This window comes from Rhodococcus sp. MT28 (assembly GCF_058792695.1).
Genome location: NZ_JBXAFD010000016.1, coordinates 16,755 through 36,872, shown reverse-complemented (window position 1 = coordinate 36,872; position 20,118 = coordinate 16,755). Strand labels below are relative to the sequence as shown.

Here is a 20,118-nt window from a genome sequence, read left to right as displayed (position 1 = left end):
GCATTGATTCCGGGACGGTCCGATGCGGCCTATCCCCGTTGTTACCCAACGCGGAGTAAAAGGAAACTACTCGTCGTCAGACTTCTCGCCGGAGGTCTCCTCGACCAGTTCAGGCGCCTGTTCTCGCGTTGCCATCCCCCCGTCGCCGCCCTTGTCCACGGGTCCTGGGTGCCCACCCTTGGGCGACTGGTCGTTGTCGTCTTTGTCGGTCATGCGATCGTCCTCATCATCTCGTCATCATCTCGTCGTCTCAGTCCTGGAGCCGGTGCAAAGAGACCGGGACCCAGCTCCATCTCAATCTAACGCGCTCAGGACTTCTCGCAACCCTCACCGATTTTGTTTGCATTTCAGTGCTTTCGGGCAGGTGACTGCGAACAGCATTTCCACGATGAGAGGTCGATCCCAGTGCGCGCAGTGACTTGGCAAGGCAAACGGAAAGTAAGCGTCGATACGGTTCCGGACCCGAAGATCGTCGAACCCACCGACGCGATCATCAAGGTCACCACGACGAATATCTGCGGATCCGATCTGCACCTGTACGAGACTCTGGGTGCGTTCATGAATGCCGGCGACATTCTCGGCCATGAACCGATGGGCATCGTCGAAGAAGTCGGTTCGGAAGTCACGAATCTCGAGATAGGTGACCGCGTCGTGATTCCGTTCCAGATCTCGTGTGGCAACTGTTTCATGTGCGATTCGAGCCTCTACACACAGTGCGAGACGACGCAGGTCCGCGATCAGGGAACGGGCGCAGCATTGTTCGGCTTCTCCGAGCTCTACGGCTCGGTGCCCGGCGGGCAGGCTGAGTACCTCCGAGTACCGCAAGCACATTTCACACATATCAAAGTTCCCGAAGGTCCCGCGGATTCGCGATTCGTCTACCTCTCCGACGTGCTCCCCACCGCTTGGCAGTCGGTCGAATACGCCGACATTCCGCCGGGTGGGTCCGTGACAATCCTCGGCCTCGGACCGATCGGTGACATGGCGGCTCGTATCGCCCACCACAAGGGGTTTCGAGTAATCGGTGTGGACCGTGTACCCGAACGCCTTGCGCGCCTTGCCGAACGCGGTATCGAGACTCTCAACCTGGACGACTACGGCAGCAAGATCGGCGATGCCATCAGAGACGCGACAAACGGCCGCGGAACCGATTCGGTGATCGACGCTGTCGGTATGGAAGCGCACGGGTCTCCGATCGGAAAGCTCGCGCAGCAGTTCGTCGGACTCCTTCCCGATGCTCTTGCCGCGCCTGCGATGCGTAACGCAGGAATCGATCGCCTTGGCGCTGTCTATTCGGCCATCGACATCGTTCGGCGCGGCGGATCCATTTCTTTGATCGGTGTCTACGGCGGAATGGTTGATCCGCTGCCGCTGATGACCATGTTCGACAAGCAGATTCAGCTCAGGATGGGCCAGGCGAACGTCAAGAAGTGGGTAGAGGACATCATGCCCCTGCTCACTGACGACGACCCACTCGGCGTCGACACCTTTTCCACCCATCAGCTGCCGCTCGATCAGGCGCCACACGCCTACGAGATCTTCCAGAAGAAGCAGGAAGGCGCGGTCAAGATCCAACTGAAACCGCACCTGTAGTTCAACGCCGATCAGTTCGACGGTTCATCCGCCACGTCCGCATCTTGTTCGCGAAACCACCGATCGTCATACTCACACCTCACACACGCTCGACAGAAAGAACCTGAAACCGAAATGGCTCGCGAACTTACCGTCTCCGACAGCATCGTCGTCAGCTCCGACGCGCTTTCCCTCTACGAGCTCATCAGCGATCCCACTCGTATGGGTGCCTGGAGTCCCGAGAACTTAGGCGCAACCTTGCGGGGAGACCGCGAAAGCGCTTTCCTGGGCATGGAGTTCGACGGGCACAACAAGCGTGGGCGCGCGCAGTGGACCACGCGATGCACAGTCACCGCCGCCGAGGCCGGGAAGCTCTTCGAATTCCGTGTTCACAAGATCGGCCTCGGTACTCCCCGGATCCCCGCCTCTATCGCAACCTGGCAGTACCGATTCTCGCCGGTGCCCGACGGAACCCGAGTTACCGAAACGTGGACCGACGACAGGCGCGGCTGGCCGGACTTCGCCGCCGACATGTTCGACAAAATTGCCACCGGAGGAAAAACCTTCGCCGACTTTCAGCGCGGCAACATCCGCAAGACGCTCCTGAACCTCAAGAACGCAGTTGAGCAGGAGGTTTCCGGAATCGAAGGTAACGTCGGCTGACCGGCCGACACCATTTGTGGCAGTTTCTGCCACTTTTGGTACAGTGCGGATATGGCAACAGCCCGCCGCACTGCACTACTTCTCCGCGTCTCGCAGAGTTGTGCTGCCGCTTTCGTCGAACGCGGCGACACTTCGACGACCATCGCGGAGCTCGCCGATCGGGCAGAAATCTCCGAGCGAACGTTCTACCGTTGCTTCGCCACCAAAGAGGAGAGCATCTGGCCGATGCTCGACGAGGGAAACCGCAGTCTGGCCACGGCACTCAGCGCGCAAGCCCGCGAATTCGGGCTCGCAGCGGCTGTGAAGAATGCCTTTATCGCATCGGTCGGCGAGTCCTTCGAGCCGATGACCCGGTCACTGATGCCCATCATCTTCGGTGATGCGGCACTCCGGAGAGTTTGGGAATCAGCAACTTTCGAGACGATGGAACTGATTCGCCCAGAAGTCGCACGCCTGATCGATCGTCCGGAAACCTCGCTCGACACCACAGCGGCTTCGGGCCAGGCAACACTTGCGGTAGTCGCCGCACTGCGTGAGATGGCAGACCTCCGGACGCCCGCACCCGAGGCCATCACCCGCGCGCTCGGGGCGTTCTCGAAGCCATATCTCGCAACACCAACAGGTAAGGAACAATCATGACTCAGGATCTCTCCGGAAAAGTCGTTCTCGTCACCGGCGGCGCACGCGGCCTGGGCGAGGCGTTTGCCCGCGGCATCGTCGCGGGCAACGGCCGCGTCGTCATCGGCGACCTACTCGACGACGACGGTCGAGCAGTGGCCGAATCTCTCGGCGACGCAGCGCGTTACGTTCCCCTCGACGTCACCGATCCAGCGTCTTGGAAGTCCGCCGCCGAGTACGCGGTATCCGAGTTCGGCGCGATCAACGGTTTGGTCAACAACGCCGGAATCTCGGCGTCCGGCCAGACAGTCGCCGAGGAACCACTCGAGACGTTCCAGCGCATCATCCAGATCAACCTGGTGTCCGTGCACACCGGTATCCACACGGTGGTGCCGTTCATGAAGGCAGCCGGCGGCGGATCCATCGTGAACATCTCCTCGGCCGCCGGCCTGATGGGCATGGCTCTGACCAGCGGTTACGGCGCAGCCAAGTGGGGCGTGCGTGGGCTGAGCAAGATCGCCGCCGTCGAACTCGGTCGCGACAAGATCCGGGTCAACTCGGTTCACCCCGGCATGGTCCTGACGCCCATGACTGCACCGACGGGTATCAGCCTCGAGGAGGGCGCATTCCCCAACAATCCGTATCGCCGTGTCGGTCGCCCGGAGGAGTTGGTCGGCGCGGTCACCTACCTGCTTTCCGACGATGCCTCGTACACAACGGGTTCCGAGATCGCCGTCGACGGCGGTTGGACTGCCGGCCCGTCGATCGAATACATCGCCGGCCAGTAACAGCCTTGCAGACTCACGTATGCAGAATTTGCGCGATGCCAAGTTGGAGGTCGCGCAAATTCACGGCCGGACCGAGGGTGTGGTGAGGAGGAGGGCCGGTAACAGCAATCAATGTTTCCTTCGCCGCACGCACGGCTGATGTCGGCTGGCGAACAATCTCCTCTACCAAATCCCGAACAGTCGACGCGAGGAGCTCGCCGTACACACACCGATTCGCCAAACCTGTTGTTACCGCGTCCGGTCCCTTCACCAGCCGTCCGGTGTAGTGCAGTTCAGCGGCCACAGCCGGTCCCACAACACGGACAAGGCGCGCCGCGAATGCCGGACTGGGTCGAATTCCGAGACGCGCAATAGGCATTCCGATTCTGGCGGAAGTCGCCACGACTCGAATATCGCACGCGAGTGCCAACTGACACCCTGCTCCAGCTGCTACGCCGGAAATCTGTGCGATGACAGGAACGGGACAAATTTCGATAGCGCGGAAGGCTGCCTCCATTTGCGCGAACGACTCCTCCACGTCCTCGGCACAGGCACCAACCCACTCGGTGACATCGGACCCGGCGCAGAAGGTATCGCCGACGCCGCGAAGGACGACAACACCGAGCGATGCGTGGGTCGAGACGCCAATGATCTGATGCGCGAGATCTTTCCAAGCATCACCGTTCAAAGCGTTTCGACGACGGCCTGTGCCGATCGTCACCGTCGCGATTGGGCCGTCGAACGTCACATCGACCATGCCGGAGTCGCGCCGGCTCGGCCTCATAGCAGAAACCATCGATGTCTGTCTCATCGGCGTGCTTCGCTGAGCCAACCGGTGATAACAGCGTTGTCTGCACCGAGAAGCGGTGGAGCCGAGTGACAGTTCTTCGTGACCTCCATGCCGTCCACAGAGAAGAACCGGAGTGGGGGCCCAGGAAGCGTTATCCGACCTAGGCTTTCGTGTTCGACTTCGACCATCAACCCCTGCGAACGAGTCTGTTCCCAGCGGTACACCTCGTCGATTCCACGAACACGTCCCGCCGGAATACCCGTACGGTCCAGCTCGAGCAGCAGCTCGTCCGTGCCATACTTCGAAAAAATGCTTTCGATAAGCTGGCGGACCGCCTTACTGTTTCGAACTCGTTCGGAGTTGTCTTCCATCCCGGGGGCATCTGGGGCCAACCCGAAGCCCGAGCAGAACCGCTTCCAAAGTCCTTCACTACCAACCGCAATCTGAACTACGCCGTCAGCTGTCGGAAAGAGCCCGTAGGGGCAGATCGACGGATGGTGATTCCCTTGTGCCTTACCAGTTTCACCAGCGACGGTAAATCGAGTTCCTTGGAAGGCGTGGATACCTACTATGCCGGCCAGCAAAGAGGTTCGTACCGTCTGCCCAACGCCGGTTCGCGCTCGCTCCTGCAGTGCCGCGAGTACACCGAATGCGCCGTACATCCCTGCCAGTAGGTCAGCTATCGGAGTTCCGACCTTTTGGAAGTCGTTGGGACCCGAACCTGTCAGCGACATCAGACCCGCCTCCCCTTGTGCGATTTGGTCGTACCCCGCACGTCCGCCTTCCGGTCCGTCGTGACCGAATCCACTGATGGACAGCACGACGAGTCGCGGATTCAGCTCCGAAAGTCGTTCGGCGGTAAGCCCCAAACGATCGAGGACGCCGGTCCGAAAATTCTCCATCAGAACGTCGGCGCGTGAGACAAGGGATTCCAGTAGTGCAAGACCCTCTTCAGATTTCAGATCGAGTACGACTGACTTCTTGTTTCGATTCGTGGACAAGAAGTATGTCGATTCTCGCTGTGCACCTGCAGGTTCCATGAAAGGTGGCCCCCAGCCGCGCGTATCGTCGCCGGTACCGGGTGTCTCGATCTTGATGACCGTCGCCCCCAGGTCGCCGAACATCATTGAAGCGTGAGGTCCCGCGAGTGCGCGCGTGAGGTCTGCAACGACTATGCCTGCCAAGGGCCCTCTTCGAACATCGGATCCGGATTGTTCCGAAGATGATTCGACCGAATCGATGTCGTCGGTCACTGAGTTGAACATGTAACTTCCTGTCGATAGTCGATGTGGCGGTCGCGCTGTCAGGCAAGCGTCCGAGCAGGTTCCGGCACACGCAACCTGTTTAGAAAACCTGCTGCCAGCTCGGTTGCCTGGTGCGTTCCAGCAACGCCGTAGACGTGAAAATCCGGTCTGACCAGAACGACATCTGCGTCCTGATCGTCGAGCCAGCGCGTGTAGGTGAGGTCGACGTCGTCGACAACGGTCACGCCCGCCGATTCGGCACCTCCGAGCGCTACGAGGTCGATCCCCAACGTCGCCAAAGCTGTTCGCGTCGCCTCCGGAACTTCTCGCAGCGCGGCCGATGTGCGTGAAATCAAAGCCCCTGGCCCATCGAACGCATCGTCGAACTTGGCAACTTCGCCATCTCCGACTCGAACCTGACCTTGTAAAGCCAGACTGCCACCGGCAGTCCCGACATGTATCCCTGGGCCGAGCCCTGGTCGTGGCGGAGCAGGGGGCTTCATTCCCGCAGTCCAGTTCGCCACCATGCGGGCATCACGTTCAGCAGCTTGCTGCGGGTCGGACATGCAGATGACTTGACCTAGTTCGGTCGAGAACTGCACAAAAGCTTGTGCGTGCCTTAGTCGTTCTGTTCCATATGTATCGAGCAGGTGGTCGTCCGCTGCCGAACGCAACACCGCATCGAGCTTCCACGACAAATTCATCACGTCACGGACACCAGCACCCAGGCCTTGTCCGGCGAACGGCGGCATAAGATGCGCGGAATCGCCGGCGAGCAACACGCGTCCTTGTCGCCATCGCGTCGCCCAGCAAGCCTGAAACGTGTACACGGAATGCCGTTCAAGGATTGCATTGTCAGGGGTCAGCCCATACGGCTCGAGCAGTTCCCATGCCGTGTCTTCGCGCTGAAGGGATTCTCGACTCTCTTCCGGCAGTCGCATGAACTCCCAGCGACGGCGGCCCGGACCACCGGGAACCATCGTGGAAGGGCGTCGGTAGTCGCAATTCTGCGCGGCAACGTTCGGAAAACTGGTTCCGCCCGAAGGTTTGACGTCCACAACCAACCAATCGTAGAAGTACCCCTCGTCGTGCCAGTCGATTTCGGCCCATTGACGAACGCGACTGTTCGCCCCGTCTGCACCGACAATCCACTGCGCATCGACGGCGACACACCTACCGCTGTCCACGGATTGGACGACTACTGTTGCCAGTGCCGAATTCTGCGTCAATGCCACCGCTTCCCACCCCCTCATCACCCGAATATTGGACAACCCGGCGACAATGGCGTCCAAGGCCTCTTCCAATGCGGGCTGGCTGAAGAAATAGGTGTTGTACCAACCGGATTCACCTTTACCACTCCAGTCGACCTCCACCAGTGTCCGCCCGTCACCGTTTCGCCACACATACATGTCGTCATAAGGTTCGGTTATCTCGGGAATGGTGTCCGGCGCCAGCCCGACCGACTGCAGGATTCGCGCGAAATCGGCGCAATGGGTTACTGCACGCGGCAGAGGGTATCCGACTTCATTTCGATCCACGACGACGACATCGTGGCCCTTCCGAGCGAGTTTGACGGCGAGAAGCTTCCCCACCGGCCCGAAACCGACGATCATCACGTCAGCAGCTATCCTCGTTGCTTCGGCGTTGACACTCTGCACAGCGAATTCCGTTCTGGTGAAATAGCTTTGATGTTGAGAACAAGGATCGGTTCGTTAATTCCTTTTGTCACGGATCAGGTCCCGGAAATCGGGACGAGCCGAAATTCTCGGTGCCGCCTGAAACGGCTGCACGACCCTGGCGGGCACCGAGACAACTGCCGTCACCACGGTGCTCGCGGCGGAGATACGTCCCGGTTTTCGGCTACGTAGAGCGACGGCAGGAAACGAGACAAAAATGTGAACTCGTCGTACGCGTGCTGCAGGAGTCCTTGACCGAACTCCACAGTTGCTTGTGCCGCAATCTGTTCCGCGGTTTGCCCGAGTGTCTCGAGATCGTGTCCGATGAAGAAGTGACTTCGCAGGGCCATCCCCCACTCGGTATCGCGAGCGATGTGCAGCAGCCTGCCGCCGAGCACGCGCCCGTCCGGGAGACGAGGTGGATTGTGGGTGACCCCCAATCGTCCGACAACCACTCCGGACACAGCGCCGGATTCTCTTGCTCTGGAATAGGCGTCTTCGTCGAAGAACTCGGACGGATCCCGAAATTGGATGACCAGATCATCGGCCGGCTGCCCCGAGAAGTATTCGGTGACGACGTGCTCGCTGCCGATATGAGTGTCGTCCGAGAGATTACCCTGCCAACTGCTGTACGTGTGGTCGATGGGATGCCACCAGATGTATTTCTGTGTGTCGCAACGCCAGCGGACCCACCATTCGAGCATCTCGCCGGTGCAACCGTGCATATCCGTACGGACTGCGACGTGCAGCCCTCCAGATGGCAGTCGCTCGTATCCCATCTCCAATTGCAGAGGCTTCGGATCTAGTAGAGCGGTGACTTCTGACAGGTCCATTGATTCAGCTCCTCGGATCGAGTTTTTCCAACGAGCTGAAGGTATGAGCCAGATGTGCTGCGCGTCACCCCATTTGTCCCGGTTTCCGGGACTAAACGGTTACGCCCGAGAAGTCGACATCGGACGATGGCACGCATCACATCGACCGCCCGAATCGGGCTCACTGTCTGGAGAGACAACACATGCATCTCAATGCACCCGCGCGAACCGATGAACGTGGGGAGACTCGATCCCACCCCGCAGTCATCGGGTTGTGCATGGTTATCACCGTGATCGAGGGATTCAACCTGATCGTCTACGGATCTGTTATTCCGTTGCTGTTGGAAGACTCGTACCTGCGCATAACCGATCAACAAGCAGGGCTGGTCGGCGGGCTCGTCTATATCGGAGCCATCGCCGGATCAGTACTGGCCCCTCTCGCTGCCGAGCGCTCCGGTCGAAAGTGGGTTCTCATTGTTGCCATCGCACTGTTCGCTTTCGGAGCCGTGATCACCGGAGCGTCGATCAGCATCGTCATGCTCGCAGTGGGTCGATTTGTCACTGGATTCGGCGTGGGCGGCGCGCTCACCACCGCGATGACAGTCGCTCGCAACAGTGCGGCATCGTCACGGGCGTCGTTGGTCGTCACGATCACAATGGCAGGTATCCCACTCGGCGGCGTCGTCGCGTCACTGCTCGCGATTCCAGTGCTTCCTGCGCTCGGATGGCGCCCGATGTTCTTCATCGGTGCATGTACGGCTCTGGTGATCCTCGCCGCCGTCGTGATAATCGACATCCCGACCGACACTCCCCAGGAGGTGGCGGGGCGTTTATGGTCTGGTCGGCAAAAGATTGCCGCACTGTTCACCGGCCGCGGGTCCACAATCGCACTGGTTGTCGCGGTATGCGCAATCTCCAACATGGTTGCGTGGCAGGGACTCAACGTGTGGGCAGCGCAGTCGATTATTGACTTGGGGTACACGCTGAACACTGCTCTTGTGATCACCTTTACTCTGACCGGTGCCGCAGTAATCGGTTCCTTTGCCAGTGCGTGGGCGGCCGACCGCCGCGGGGCCTCAGTTGTAGCGGTAGCCACCAGCGCGTGCACGCTCGTCGGACTTCTCGGAATGGTCTATCTGCCGACATCGTTGACGGGGACCATGATTTGTGTGGCACTGATGGGCATCGGCGGCCATTCCACGATGAATCTGGTGCACACGACCACAGCCGATGTCTACCCGTTGCCTGCACGAGCAACTGCCCTTGGTTGGTCGAACGGGACATCATTCGTCGGGGCGTTCTTAGGCCCGGTAATCGGCGGTACCTCCATTGCGTCGGGTGGAGCCGTCGGATTGTTCAGTACGTTCGCGGGTGCCGCGGCAGTGTGCTTGGTCGCGGTCTGTGCACTCTGTTTTGCAGATAGGCGCATCAGACGGTAGGGATACCACTGATCACGAATCAGTTCCCGACCTCCCAGTAGGAGCCGGGAACTGATTCGCGCGATCTGCAGAAGTCACGGGAGCACACAGAAGAAGCTCTCAGGCAGTCGCATTCAGAATTGCGCTCGCGACAAACCCAGATCCACCTGACTGTTCACCACTTTGAGACCTTCGACCGCGAGTTCCTTCTTCGCTTTGAACCGCCCGGACGGAATGACGATGGCGATCGCTTGAAGCGCGCCAGTCGGTCCGATCATTGCAGTAGCCACGGCGCAGATCCCTACGTCGTGCTCCTCGATGTCGACGGAGACGTGGGAGCGACGCACCTCCGCCAGTTCCGCCAGCAGCGCCGCCCGTTCGGTGATCGTCTTATCCGTAAATCGCGGTAAAACCGGTGACAACAACGCAACTGCCTGCTCCTCCGGCAACTGAGCAAGCATGGCCTTCCCGATACAACTCGCATGCAGCGAAAAGCTCTTGCCGACCTTGGTGACGCCTCTGAGCCTTTCCGGTGAGGCAATCTGATCGACGACGACAACCTCGCGACCACTGAAGATCGCCAACTCCACGTTCTCGTTGACGGTACGAGCCAACGTCGCCAGCTGAGATCGATTGGCCGAGAGTAGCCGTAGGTGAGCATTCATCCCGAACTTGAGTAAGCCGGGGCCCAAGATGTATCCGGATCTGTCCGGAACTCGGACCACGTACAACTCACGTTCGAGAGCTTGAATAACTCGGTGCACCGTCGAACGTGGAAGTCCGGTGCGGGTTGCGAGGTCTGTCAGCGTCATCGGCCAGCGACTCTCGGCGATCGAATCCAGAATCACCGTGGCCCTGCCTATGTTCGCCACGACTAACTCCTCGTCCAGGTCCTGGTTACCGCAAGTTCGATGATGCTGCAGTCTCGTTCGTCGACAACCATCGTGTATTCACCGAGGGTGTGCACCGAGGGATCGGGTTCGAACACCCACCGAGTGTAGTGCGCGTGAGCTTTCCACACTCGGGGGCCAGACCCGGCGAGCACCACGAGGTTGCTGACGTCATGGCGATGTGCGACAGGTGATTTCCACAATTCTGCGAAGAACTTCTCCGCATCGTCCGGATGATCGAAACCCGTCCCGGGGAAGCTAACCCGGGCAGAAGCCAGGAGCCCCACAGCACCGTCGACGTCTTTGCGGTCCGCAAAGTCGACGTACGTGTGAAGTAGGTTCGAAATCCAGTGTCTGGCCGAGACGACTCCCTGGAGTTGACTGCAGGTCACGATTCCGTCTGCTCTTGCCACTGTCGAACGTAGGAACGTCCGTAATCGTTGCCATGCGGAGTGCGCATCACCGTGTGAATATGGAAGGGCTGAGGAGTGTCGTAGTCGAGGAAGACACCGCAGTGGTGATCCAGTTCAGCTATCAAGACCGGGGATTGGATGCGGTAGTAGAAGACGTCTCCAGGGCGGTGCCCGCCGATCCAGCAGAACCATGTCCGGTCCAGGTGCTCTTCGATCTCGCGCAGACGAGCAGTCCGAGGTCCCGCGGGCAACAATGCCACGAACTGTTCGGCGATCGCGAGCACTAGTTGTCTGGCACGCGTGTCCATCTGATCGACGGGAATGCCTTCGAAGGGAATCACTCGGTTGTCCTGAAACGCTCCGGCGAGGTGCCGCTCATCCCCGGGGTGCACTCGCCCGGGAGGCATGGCCGGATCGTTCATCAGCCCGTATACAGTGGCCTCACGCCGCTGGTCGTCAGTGAGTGCGGCCATCAGTTCTATACCGAGTTCGATTCGACCAGTGAATGATTCGATGCCGGCGTGGGGACCATCGTCTATCTCGTTGGGTTCCGCGCCGAGAAAGACCGGACTCACAACCATCCGCCCGCCGATGATCAGACAGTTGACCGCGCAGTGGTGACCGTACAATTGCCATCCCCACGGCGAGTGGACACTCGGTTCACCGTACAGAGCGACGTTGTAACTGAATTCGTTGAGTATCGTCTCCAATCCGACAACCTCGCCGAGAAAACCATTGATCAACATCATGTTTCGGACGATTCGAAAACCTTCGGGGCTCAGCGAGGCCTCGACCAATCGCAAAGCCAACTGTCGAACACGTTGCGATTGGAACTCGAGTCGTACTCCGGTGTCGAACTGCATGAACTCGGGGTTCGCCCACGTCTGCCACTCGACAGCATCGATCGGATAACTGATCCTGGAGCGATCGACGTCACTCAACTCCGCAAGTAGATCTCTCGCAGCATCCACCATTTCATCCACCGGAGCCTCTTCACCGTGCGTGACGGCTGTCAAAGGGTAAAGCCCGTCCGTGATCGTGCCGTTTTCGGTGACTCCTCGAAATTCGTTGAGATATAGCGGCTTCCATCCCTCAACGAGATCACCGGTAAAGGTCCCAGGCCGCCTTGACACATCGCGATAGGCGTAGGGATCCAAACCTCGAACACTCGATAGTCGGCGATGGTCGTGAGGAAACAGATGTGAGCGGAACTCACCGGACATGAATCGTCCTTTCAGACTGGAGTGTTGTGCCGTACGACGGCCGCACGTACTGCAGCCACATCGCCGGCGGAGATTGCGTCGACAAGTTCGACGTGGATGTGAAACCTCTCGGTGCGGTAGCCCGCTGCGTCACGCTCGTTGTCGAACTCGGTGGCCGTGCCGTGCAGCGGGCCCAGAGTGCCGATATAGACCGATCGCGCAAGGTCATTGGGAACGATCGTCGCGATTCGCTCGTGCAAGGCCCAGTTCGCTCGGAGGAAGGTGTCCCAGTCGGGGGCGGATTCCATCCGCTTCAGGTGTGCCCCCAAGTCGGCGATGTCGGCCCGGCTTCGATGCCGAGCCGCAGCAGTGTCGATCAAGATTTCGAGGTGATCACGCAACTCGATGGCATCCGCGACGACCGAGGCCCCCTCGGTGACACTCAGCAACGTATGGCGCAAGCGAACCGCCGGGCTTTTCTCTGCGACAAATAAGCCGCCACCTCGCCCCTGGCGGATCTCCAGCACTCCCCGATCACGAAGCAGTCGAACCGCTTCGCTGACAGTCGAATATGCAAATCCGGTCTCGCCGCGAAGCGATTCCAGCGTGCCGATTGGCACACCGGGCTCCAGGTTCTGCTCCCGAATCCGGCTGTCGATCGCCGCCGCCAACTGCTCGGCTCGGGTCCCCCTCCCCACCGCTTTGGACAGCACAGAAATCGGGTCACTCGGCGCAACAGAAATCCGGGGCATGCGTCCGCCTTGTCCATCTGGGGTGTCGTGAGGCATAGTCCTATGAAACCATAAACCTCTGAAGGTTTATAGGTTTAATTCGAACCTGAAAGGCAACTGATGAAAATCGTTGGGATTCAGCAACCCGATCGTGGAGTTCAGGTGGCTCAACTGTCCGAGGACGGCTCCCACGTGAGTGTCGTGTGCACTCTCGAAGAGTTCTGGTCGGATCCCGCCGGCAAGCTCGCGACGACTCCGACCGGGCCACACCTGCCGGTAGCCGACATCGAGTTCGTTCCACCGGTCCTGCCGGGCGCGAGGGTGGTCTGCATCGGACTGAACTATCTTGCCCACGTCGCAGAGGGGAGCTACCGCGCAGATCCTCTACCCGCCTATCCGACTCTGTTCGCCCGGTGGCCCAACTCCCTCACTGTCGGCGACACCGATGTCCCCGTTCCAGCCAACGAGCAGGGTCTCGACTGGGAAGGAGAGGTGGTCGCCTGGGTTGGGCAAAAGCTTGCCGACGCCACTCCCGACCAGGCCCTTGCAGCTGTCGTCGGATACTCGACGTTCAACGATCTCACCTGCAGGCGAGCACAGAAACTCACCTCGCAGTGGATACTCGGAAAGAACGGTGACCGATCCGGCCCACTAGGACCGATGGTTCCTGCGAGCGAAGTCGGCGACCTGCGCGACGGCCTGCGAATACAAACCCGCGTCAACGGCGAAATCGTTCAGGACGCCCGCACCGACGAAATGGTCTATACAGTCGGCGACACCCTCTCTCACATCTCTCAGACCTTCACACTGCACCCCGGCGATCTCCTCGCTACGGGCACACCGTCGGGAGTCGGCTACGCACGCTCACCCCAATGGCTACTACAACCAGGCGATCAGGTCGAGGTCGAAGTCGAAAAGCTTGGTATTCTTCGAAATACATTGGTATCCAGGGATACTCGATTCGAAGGCTGAGCAAGAACGAGGCACCATGTCACGAGAGCCATCAGTCCGAGATGGGCGATCCCCCAGATCGCCCTCGACAGACGCCAGAGTGCCAACCTTCGCCGACCTCACGGGTGACTGTCAATACTCTTCTGATTGCATTCGGAGAAGACAACTTTCGCAGTCGCCGCAGCGCCCGATGCAGGTCGAGCGACACCTCGTCTGTCGTACGGGCAAGCGACGTTGCGGTCGCCTTTGTATCGAGCCCGACGATCAGCCGCAACACCAGGACATCGCGTTCGACAATCGGGAGCGTTGTCGGAGGCGGGAGCGATCCACCGCTGAACCCGTCGGATGCCGCCCGAGCAATCGCGATGCTTGTACTCGCGTACAGCACGCGTAGAAAAGGCGGATATGTCTCCGATCCGTCGCACACTGCCGTGAGAACGGCGACGCACGCGGCATCCGCGGCGGAATCGGAAACGGCCTGATCAAGCTCGGCGCGGCACCGCAGCACAACCATCGGACGAAACGCCGCATACAAACTGGCCATGGACTCACGGCTACCGCTCCGCGCCGCGGCGGCCAATACATTCAGCGAGCCTTCCTGCAACATGGGCTCACATCTCTCTTTCTCGACGGGACATTCGTTGTGCGGTCCGAGAGATCAACTGGAACCGAACGGTCCCACGAAGTGGTTCCGGCGGATGGTCATGCCACGATCAATCCCCTGCCCGAAGGATTCTCGAGGCTCTCTCTCAGCCCTGAGGCACACCCCAGTGAAGTCCTGCATCCTTGCCGCTCACTGGCACTGACCTGGCAAATTCCTGGCAGGATGCTGATTCAAACCGAACGCCTTGCACTGCAGAATTTTTCGATCCGGTCAGCGTGTATTTGCTGCTCCAAGTCCGACCGTTCCGTTCCAGGCGACGAGGGGTCACACGGGCGTAGGGTCGAGAGAGTTCGGCTCAGTCGTCAAGAGCGGAAGGACACCCAGACAATGCGGAGCGATGGAGATACGTGGGACATCGTCAGTAGCGTCGGACTTACCGCGCTGGCAGTGGCAACGTTCCGAGCACTGGAGAGCACCCGTCCGGACGCGATCATCGAAGACAAGTTCGCATCGTGGTTCGTAGAAGCTGCAGCCGAGCCGCATTTCACAGCTCTTCTGAAAGATCCCACGCTCCTCGAGGACACCCCCTTCGGCGGTTTCATGGGGTTGCGAACCAGGTTCTTCGACGAATTCTTCTCGTCGTCAACCGAATCCGGAGTAAGGCAGGCGGTAATCGTTGCAGCAGGGTTGGATTCGCGTGCGTACCGGCTGGATTGGAGCTCAGGATCGACGGTATTCGAAGTGGATCAGCCAAAGGTGCTGGAGTTCAAAGCCGAAGTGCTCGCTGCGCACGACGCCCAGCCGAAGACCGATAGACGCACTGTGCCTACTGATCTGCGAAACGACTGGCCGGCCGCACTCGAGGAGGCTGGTTTCGACCCGAACGAACCCACAGCCTGGTCGGCGGAAGGCCTCCTCGCCTATCTCCCCGGCCCGGCCCACGACGCCCTGTTCGAGCGGATCGACGAACTCTCGGCCACCGGTAGTCGCTTGGCGGTGAACGACTTTCCGGCCGGAACCGACCCGAGCAAGCTTGCGGCCATCAGATCCAAGTACTTCGCCAAGGACCCGTTCGGAGACCTGGACATTTCGCAACTGTTCTACAGCGACAAGCGATCCGATCCGGGCCAGTGGTTGGCTGAACACAATTGGACTGTCCGACGCTTCAGCTCGGTCGAGTTGGCAGAACTGTACGATCGTCGGATCCCCGAACTCCCCGAAGAAATCGCAGCGCTGTCAACGCAACCGTCCTTTTTGGCCGCGACCAAGAACTAGATCTCGCAGTCATCACGAAAGTTCTTCGAGTGCAGCCTTTCTCCCATTTGTCCAGCGGCAAGGCGCGTGTCACCACTACAAGTGGTTGACGGTACTCCAGGATGAAGCGATTCAGTACCTCAGGCTGAGTATGTCTACACCTCAGACGGACGCGCGCCGAAGAAGATGCTGATGAAATAAGTCCATGAATCTCGAACACACACGCAGGAAAGGCCGCCCGCTCGCGCTGGTAGCACTTGCCTCCGCAGCGGTATTCGCCCTCGCCGCATGTACTTCCGGGACTGATTCCGCACAAACCTCTGAAAACAGCACAAAGACCTCCCCCACCGCGGCACCCGCTACGGTCACGATCCCTGACAGCTCCGTCGGCAAGCAGATCACCTGGCTTCTCAGTGCGTTCAACACGAGCACGCCGTTGACCCAGGAAGAAATCGCCGAACACTTCGGGCCCACTGCACCCGTAGTCCTGACACCTCCGGACTTCGACTCCATCCGAGCCGGACAGCCTTGGACAACAGTGAATTACAAGGGAGGCGACTCCGACGGCACAGTTTCCATCACCAGCACCACCGGCGGTGCGTTCGACGTCAACGTCGTCGTCGACGGCAACGGGCTGATCCTCGGAATGGCGATCACACCGACCAAGGACGTTCATGTGCCGGCCGCATCTTGGCAAGAACTCGAGGCAGCTGTCAAAGCGCTTCCCGCGCCGACCAATCTGACCGTCACCGAGGTCACCGAAGGAAAGAACGCCGAAGTCTTCAATGTCGGCGACACCTCACCACAGCCCACAGGGTCAACGATCAAGCTGTACGTTCTCGGCGCGGTCGCGACGGCCGTCCAGAACGGGACACTCTCCTGGGATCAGAAGCTCACCATCACCGACGACCTCAAATCGATGCCCGGCGGGACCATGCAGGACCTGCCATCGGGAACTGGAGTCACGGTCCGAGATACCGCCGGCAAGATGATCTCGATCAGCGACAACACCGCCACCGACATGCTGATCGCTGCTGTCGGGCGCGAGCAGGTAGAAGCCGAATTCGCCCCGATGGGCATGGCAAATCCTTCGCTCAACATCCCGCTCAAGCCGACCCGCGCACTGTTCCAACTCGGCTGGGGTGACCAAGGCGCACAACGTATCGCTTGGCGCGACGGAACTCCGGACGAGCGTCGAGCGATACTCGCGGCACTACCTGACGGCCTGGTGGACATCCCGGCGTCTGCATTCACCACCCCCGCATGGCCTTTCGACATCGATTGGTTCGCCTCGCCCGCCGACCTGCGTGCCGCGTTGGTCACGTTGCAAGAGAAGGCGAAGACCGAGAGCGGCGCACCGGTTCGAGACATTCTCGCCGAGGATCCGGCGCTCAGCGACGAGTCCGCGAAATGGTTCACTTACGGCGGATTCAAGGGCGGCAGTTCCATCGGGGTCCTCGCGGGTGCCTATTACGTGGAACACGACGATCGTGCCTGGGTTGTCACCATGCAAACTCATGGTGACGACGCTGCACTGGTTGCCGTCCCGGCTCTGTACTTCGATCCGGTCGACGACGCGATGCTCTTGATCCAGACGGATGCAACCAGTTAGTGCCCAGTGGCGGGCCGAAACCACGCACGCCGATTCATTGCCTTCGCCGATGAAGGCGCCGGATACAGAGAAGCCGCTGCACATCCAGTGTCATCCGGATGCACAGCGGCTTCGCTAAGTCTTAGCCCGTGGGGGTCTCGGTCTCGTCCGACGAGAATCCGTCGAAGAATGCGATGACCTTCTGAAGAAGTGCCGCGATGTCGAAATCTTCCAAGCTACCCATTGCGTTCGTCCTTTCGTTTAACACTGAGGATGAAACGTGCATCTTGCAATTTCCAATGTAAAGCATGAAAAGCATTATTTCTCGACCGCGCGACACTTCGGTTGCGAATACGTCACTCAGCAAGATATGGGCAAATCACCGGAAATAACAGCTCCCACCCGCAATATTTCGGTCTTCCGCAACCCGCTTATTTCCCCAATTCGCAAGTGGGTAAATCTTGAGAAAAATTTCCCGGCGCGTCGATCACGAAAGATATTCCTGGTGAAACTCTCAATCCAAGAACACAAAGACAGAGGAAGCTCCGACACAGCTGACACGCAGTTTTGCCCGCCTTCAAGAGTCGTCATCCACGCACATAGTGGACATTCGTCTGCGATAACGAACCGGTAGCAACACAATCCCAGGCACTTTCTCCCATCTTCTGACTTTTACCCATGACCACTGAAGATTTGCGCTGGTGAAACGCAATACCAGTTCGAAAGTTCCACAACTTCTCCGGATGCTGTGCACGCGATTAACTGATCAAATATCTGTTGACTCACCGAACCCACACACTCCGCCAGAACGCCACATCCGAATGCTGGACGTTAGTTTAGATGGGTTCGCATTCTCGGAATCTGCTCGATAACGGCGGCCCCACGGATAAAGCCGAGACTGCACCACCGCAGGCCGCCAGGTCATGATCCGCGACTCGGCGAAGGGTGTGCGGACAAGTCCACACGAGGGTGAAATAGGGGGTGAGACATGCCTTGGGGTCTCGTTTTACCGAGTCCGACACAGTACGTTTTCCCAGGCACGCCAGTCCCCAGATTCATACGGTGTGCAAGGACTCGTTGACGCTTCCGAGATGTTGGCAAGGCCGACCACAGGCCCCGTTCTCCCGACGAGAACGGGGCTTCCTCGGGTCGGTTTCCGCCTTCGACCGACCGGGTAGACGCGAGCATGGGCGCCACCTGCTCGACCGAATCCACCGCTGGCCGCCACGAATCGACGACCCCGACCGTCGGCGTCGAAGAAGAATTCATCCTCGTCGACCCGACCTCCTGGTTGCCGTCCACCGACAATGCTGCGGTTGCGGAAACCGCGTCGACACTGGGATTGGATCTTCAGCTCGAGTTGTCCCGCTGCCAAGTCGAGACCAACTCTCCCGTGTGCCATGGCATCGACGAACTCCGAACCCACTTGACCGACATGCGTCGGCTCGCGGCAAAAGCTGCCGAGTTGAACGGCTGCAGGCTGTTGGCCGTCGGCGCACCGCTTTCGGGGCCTTCGCGTTTCGAGATCAGCGACTCGCCTCGTTACCGCCGGATGGGCGAACGCTTCGGCGCCCTCGCTGCCGAACAAAGCATCTGCGGTTGCCACATACATGTGGGCGTCGCTGATCAAGTACAGGCCGTGCAGGTCTGCAATCACGTGCGCATCTGGTTGCCCGCCTTGTTGGCACTGAGCGCCAATTCCCGTGTCCACCAAGGAGTCGACACCGACTTCGCGAGTTGGCGGGCGATCCAATGGTCCAGGTGGCCAGTCGCCGGGCCGCCGCCGTACTTCGAGACCACCGGGGACTTCGACACCGCGGTTGCGAAGATGGTGGATTGCGGCGTGATGCTCGACAAGCGGATGGCCTACTGGGATATCCGACCTTCCTGCCACCTACCGACCGTCGAGATCCGAGTCTGCGACGTTCAGCCGACAGCAGAGGATGCAGCGCTACTTGCAACCCTTGGACGGGCTCTGGTGGCAACTGCGTTACGCGCGATAGACCGGGGCATCGAGGCTCCGAACATTTCCCTCGAGAGCCTCCGCCTCGCAACCTGGGTGTCCGCGAAGGAAGGCGTCCTGGGAGCGTCGATCGATCCGATTACCTCACAAAGAATTTCAGCCACGGAACTGTTGCACCGGCTCCTGATCCATGTCCGTGACTCCCTCGACGAGGGAGGCGAGTACTCGAGCGTGGAGTCGGCGCTGCAGCTCAAGTCAGTCACAGGCAACGGCAGCGACTGGCAACAGCGAACGCTGCGCCAGGTCTGCCTTCGGGAACTGATTGCGCGTGCCGTTCAGCGCACCGTACCGACCGCGCCGACTGGCACGGATACGCACGACGAGCCGACAACGGATCAGTAGTAATGCCGCCGACCACCGATGGCGTGCCCGGCCGCGCCCAGCGCGTACAGGATGATTCCGATCACCAGCAAGACGACACCAATCGTCCACAGGATCGGAATGTTCACCACGAAACCGATTATCAGCAGGATCACGCCGAGGATGATCATCACAAGCTCCTTCAGTGCGTTCACTCGGGCGGATACGCCCGCCTCGAGCCGCATACACCGCGGATACCCGTCGGCAGAGCGTTTCATACCCACTCTGACCGGGTATTTCGCTGGGCACCATAATATTTGAAGAATCGAGCCCGCCATGATGAGAATTGTGACTCTGATCGTTCTGATCTGGCTGATAGTCGGGGCCGTCGCGGCCGGCCAACGCGGCTACTACAGCAGTTCGCCGACCAACTGCGCCGGCGTCGGGACCATCGCGCTCACGGTCATCGCGGGTCCGCTGAACTACTTCGGCGTCAACCCCAAAGTCACCGATTGCACGCTCCCCCAGCCCACCGAGTGAGCTGCCGGAAATCCACGCTAAACCGACTAGTCGTTACCCTGGAGGTGAGTCGACACACA

At 59.8% G+C, this 20,118-nt stretch carries 21 protein-coding genes; 10 read left to right on the top strand and 11 right to left on the bottom strand.

The features are described 5' to 3' along the window. Nucleotides 1–66: 66 nt before the first annotated feature. The gene (locus AC1Q6C_RS30230) at nt 67–213 is read right to left on the bottom strand and encodes a hypothetical protein (protein ID WP_164490549.1); all 147 of its coding nucleotides are present in this window, start codon (nt 211–213) and stop codon (nt 67–69) included. A gap of 192 nt (nt 214–405) precedes the next feature. On the opposite strand from AC1Q6C_RS30230, the gene AC1Q6C_RS30225 reads away from it, so the two are divergent. The 4 genes from AC1Q6C_RS30225 (at nt 406) to AC1Q6C_RS30210 (ending at nt 3,641) form a co-directional block, all read left to right on the top strand. Further along, nucleotides 406–1,593 (top strand): zinc-dependent alcohol dehydrogenase, encoded by a 1,188-nt coding sequence (locus AC1Q6C_RS30225; protein ID WP_492667001.1) that lies wholly within the window; start codon nt 406–408, stop codon nt 1,591–1,593. Between the two features lie 114 nt (nt 1,594–1,707). Beyond that, complete coding sequence (locus AC1Q6C_RS30220; protein ID WP_136471554.1) at nt 1,708–2,235, top strand: SRPBCC family protein; 528 nt, start codon at nt 1,708–1,710, stop codon at nt 2,233–2,235. A gap of 51 nt (nt 2,236–2,286) precedes the next feature. Further along, on the top strand, nt 2,287–2,874 hold the full coding sequence (locus AC1Q6C_RS30215; protein WP_064443202.1) for a TetR/AcrR family transcriptional regulator: 588 nt from the start codon (nt 2,287–2,289) through the stop codon (nt 2,872–2,874). Then, entirely contained in the window at nt 2,871–3,641 is a 771-nt protein-coding gene (locus AC1Q6C_RS30210; RefSeq protein WP_064112950.1) for a glucose 1-dehydrogenase, read from the top strand. The genes AC1Q6C_RS30215 and AC1Q6C_RS30210 overlap by 4 nt, the downstream gene beginning before the upstream one ends. A gap of 13 nt (nt 3,642–3,654) precedes the next feature. Here AC1Q6C_RS30210 and AC1Q6C_RS30205 read toward each other — a convergent pair whose 3' ends face one another. The 4 genes from AC1Q6C_RS30205 to AC1Q6C_RS30190 form a co-directional block, all read right to left on the bottom strand. Further along, nucleotides 3,655–4,404 (bottom strand): enoyl-CoA hydratase/isomerase family protein, encoded by a 750-nt coding sequence (locus AC1Q6C_RS30205; protein ID WP_492667000.1) that lies wholly within the window; start codon nt 4,402–4,404, stop codon nt 3,655–3,657. A gap of 23 nt (nt 4,405–4,427) precedes the next feature. Continuing rightward, entirely contained in the window at nt 4,428–5,675 is a 1,248-nt protein-coding gene (locus tag AC1Q6C_RS30200; RefSeq protein WP_007734649.1) for a CaiB/BaiF CoA transferase family protein, read from the bottom strand. 38 nt (nt 5,676–5,713) lie between these two features. Beyond that, nucleotides 5,714–7,312 carry a bifunctional 3-(3-hydroxy-phenyl)propionate/3-hydroxycinnamic acid hydroxylase MhpA gene (gene mhpA / locus AC1Q6C_RS30195; RefSeq protein WP_082920547.1) on the bottom strand — a complete coding sequence of 533 codons (1,599 nt, stop codon included), beginning with the start codon at nt 7,310–7,312 and terminating at the stop codon, nt 5,714–5,716. Nucleotides 7,313–7,473: 161 nt separating this feature from the next. After that, nucleotides 7,474–8,163 carry a DAPG hydrolase family protein gene (locus AC1Q6C_RS30190; RefSeq protein WP_054187957.1) on the bottom strand — a complete coding sequence of 230 codons (690 nt, stop codon included), beginning with the start codon at nt 8,161–8,163 and terminating at the stop codon, nt 7,474–7,476. Between the two features lie 182 nt (nt 8,164–8,345). Between AC1Q6C_RS30190 and AC1Q6C_RS30185 the strand changes: the two genes are divergently transcribed. Next, nucleotides 8,346–9,581, top strand: coding sequence for an MFS transporter (locus AC1Q6C_RS30185; RefSeq protein ID WP_042452477.1), 1,236 nt, complete (start codon nt 8,346–8,348; stop codon nt 9,579–9,581). Nucleotides 9,582–9,694: 113 nt separating this feature from the next. Here AC1Q6C_RS30185 and AC1Q6C_RS30180 read toward each other — a convergent pair whose 3' ends face one another. From AC1Q6C_RS30180 to AC1Q6C_RS30165, 4 genes are all read right to left on the bottom strand, one after another. Continuing rightward, nucleotides 9,695–10,432, bottom strand: a complete 738-nt coding sequence (locus AC1Q6C_RS30180; protein WP_042452480.1) for an IclR family transcriptional regulator — start codon at nt 10,430–10,432, stop codon at nt 9,695–9,697. A 2-nt stretch (nt 10,433–10,434) separates the two neighbouring features. Beyond that, nucleotides 10,435–10,842 (bottom strand): hypothetical protein, encoded by a 408-nt coding sequence (locus tag AC1Q6C_RS30175; RefSeq protein WP_492666999.1) that lies wholly within the window; start codon nt 10,840–10,842, stop codon nt 10,435–10,437. Beyond that, nucleotides 10,839–11,846 (bottom strand): DUF3500 domain-containing protein, encoded by a 1,008-nt coding sequence (locus tag AC1Q6C_RS30170; RefSeq protein WP_492666998.1) that lies wholly within the window; start codon nt 11,844–11,846, stop codon nt 10,839–10,841. Before AC1Q6C_RS30170 ends, AC1Q6C_RS30175 begins: the two co-directional genes overlap by 4 nt. A gap of 251 nt (nt 11,847–12,097) precedes the next feature. Beyond that, nucleotides 12,098–12,817, bottom strand: coding sequence for a FadR/GntR family transcriptional regulator (locus AC1Q6C_RS30165; protein WP_231782999.1), 720 nt, complete (start codon nt 12,815–12,817; stop codon nt 12,098–12,100). A gap of 99 nt (nt 12,818–12,916) precedes the next feature. Here AC1Q6C_RS30165 and AC1Q6C_RS30160 point away from each other — a divergent pair, with 99 nt between their 5' ends. Next, entirely contained in the window at nt 12,917–13,768 is an 852-nt protein-coding gene (locus AC1Q6C_RS30160) for a fumarylacetoacetate hydrolase family protein (protein ID WP_042452491.1), read from the top strand. A 31-nt stretch (nt 13,769–13,799) separates the two neighbouring features. Here the strand turns inward: AC1Q6C_RS30160 and AC1Q6C_RS30155 are convergent, their stop codons facing one another. Then, nucleotides 13,800–14,354 (bottom strand): RNA polymerase subunit sigma, encoded by a 555-nt coding sequence (locus tag AC1Q6C_RS30155; protein WP_230359552.1) that lies wholly within the window; start codon nt 14,352–14,354, stop codon nt 13,800–13,802. Between the two features lie 384 nt (nt 14,355–14,738). On the opposite strand from AC1Q6C_RS30155, the gene AC1Q6C_RS30150 reads away from it, so the two are divergent. From AC1Q6C_RS30150 to AC1Q6C_RS30140, 3 genes are all read left to right on the top strand, one after another. After that, nucleotides 14,739–15,626, top strand: coding sequence for a class I SAM-dependent methyltransferase (locus AC1Q6C_RS30150; protein WP_047269285.1), 888 nt, complete (start codon nt 14,739–14,741; stop codon nt 15,624–15,626). A gap of 184 nt (nt 15,627–15,810) precedes the next feature. Then, complete coding sequence (locus AC1Q6C_RS30145) at nt 15,811–17,217, top strand: serine hydrolase (RefSeq protein ID WP_492666997.1); 1,407 nt, start codon at nt 15,811–15,813, stop codon at nt 17,215–17,217. 1,165 nt (nt 17,218–18,382) lie between these two features. Next, complete coding sequence (locus AC1Q6C_RS30140; protein WP_064074098.1) at nt 18,383–19,561, top strand: carboxylate-amine ligase; 1,179 nt, start codon at nt 18,383–18,385, stop codon at nt 19,559–19,561. Here AC1Q6C_RS30140 and AC1Q6C_RS30135 read toward each other — a convergent pair. Continuing rightward, on the bottom strand, nt 19,555–19,710 hold the full coding sequence (locus AC1Q6C_RS30135) for a DUF6131 family protein (RefSeq protein ID WP_003945912.1): 156 nt from the start codon (nt 19,708–19,710) through the stop codon (nt 19,555–19,557). The two genes, AC1Q6C_RS30140 and AC1Q6C_RS30135, sit on opposite strands and share 7 nt — an antisense overlap. 145 nt (nt 19,711–19,855) lie before the next feature. Between AC1Q6C_RS30135 and AC1Q6C_RS30130 the strand changes: the two genes are divergently transcribed. Then, nucleotides 19,856–20,059: a hypothetical protein gene (locus tag AC1Q6C_RS30130; protein WP_003945456.1), complete on the top strand. Its 204-nt coding sequence runs from the start codon at nt 19,856–19,858 to the stop codon at nt 20,057–20,059. The last annotated feature ends 59 nt before the right edge of the window (nt 20,060–20,118 follow it).

Excerpts from the sequence above, each read along its gene's own strand:
- AC1Q6C_RS30230 (WP_164490549.1), bottom strand. The coding sequence starts at position 213 with ATGACCGACAAAGACGACAACGACCAGTCGCCCAAGGGTGGGCACCCA.
- AC1Q6C_RS30220 (WP_136471554.1), top strand. The coding sequence starts at position 1,708 with ATGGCTCGCGAACTTACCGTCTCCGACAGCATCGTCGTCAGCTCCGAC.
- AC1Q6C_RS30215 (WP_064443202.1), top strand. The coding sequence starts at position 2,287 with ATGGCAACAGCCCGCCGCACTGCACTACTTCTCCGCGTCTCGCAGAGT.
- AC1Q6C_RS30210 (WP_064112950.1), top strand. The coding sequence starts at position 2,871 with ATGACTCAGGATCTCTCCGGAAAAGTCGTTCTCGTCACCGGCGGCGCA.
- AC1Q6C_RS30205 (WP_492667000.1), bottom strand. The coding sequence starts at position 4,404 with ATGAGGCCGAGCCGGCGCGACTCCGGCATGGTCGATGTGACGTTCGAC.
- AC1Q6C_RS30200 (WP_007734649.1), bottom strand. The coding sequence starts at position 5,675 with ATGTTCAACTCAGTGACCGACGACATCGATTCGGTCGAATCATCTTCG.
- AC1Q6C_RS30190 (WP_054187957.1), bottom strand. The coding sequence starts at position 8,163 with ATGGACCTGTCAGAAGTCACCGCTCTACTAGATCCGAAGCCTCTGCAA.
- AC1Q6C_RS30185 (WP_042452477.1), top strand. The coding sequence starts at position 8,346 with ATGCATCTCAATGCACCCGCGCGAACCGATGAACGTGGGGAGACTCGA.
- AC1Q6C_RS30165 (WP_231782999.1), bottom strand. The coding sequence starts at position 12,817 with ATGCCCCGGATTTCTGTTGCGCCGAGTGACCCGATTTCTGTGCTGTCC.
- AC1Q6C_RS30160 (WP_042452491.1), top strand. The coding sequence starts at position 12,917 with ATGAAAATCGTTGGGATTCAGCAACCCGATCGTGGAGTTCAGGTGGCT.
- AC1Q6C_RS30155 (WP_230359552.1), bottom strand. The coding sequence starts at position 14,354 with ATGTTGCAGGAAGGCTCGCTGAATGTATTGGCCGCCGCGGCGCGGAGC.
- AC1Q6C_RS30150 (WP_047269285.1), top strand. The coding sequence starts at position 14,739 with ATGCGGAGCGATGGAGATACGTGGGACATCGTCAGTAGCGTCGGACTT.
- AC1Q6C_RS30145 (WP_492666997.1), top strand. The coding sequence starts at position 15,811 with ATGAATCTCGAACACACACGCAGGAAAGGCCGCCCGCTCGCGCTGGTA.
- AC1Q6C_RS30140 (WP_064074098.1), top strand. The coding sequence starts at position 18,383 with ATGGGCGCCACCTGCTCGACCGAATCCACCGCTGGCCGCCACGAATCG.
- AC1Q6C_RS30135 (WP_003945912.1), bottom strand. The coding sequence starts at position 19,710 with ATGATCATCCTCGGCGTGATCCTGCTGATAATCGGTTTCGTGGTGAAC.
- AC1Q6C_RS30130 (WP_003945456.1), top strand. The coding sequence starts at position 19,856 with ATGATGAGAATTGTGACTCTGATCGTTCTGATCTGGCTGATAGTCGGG.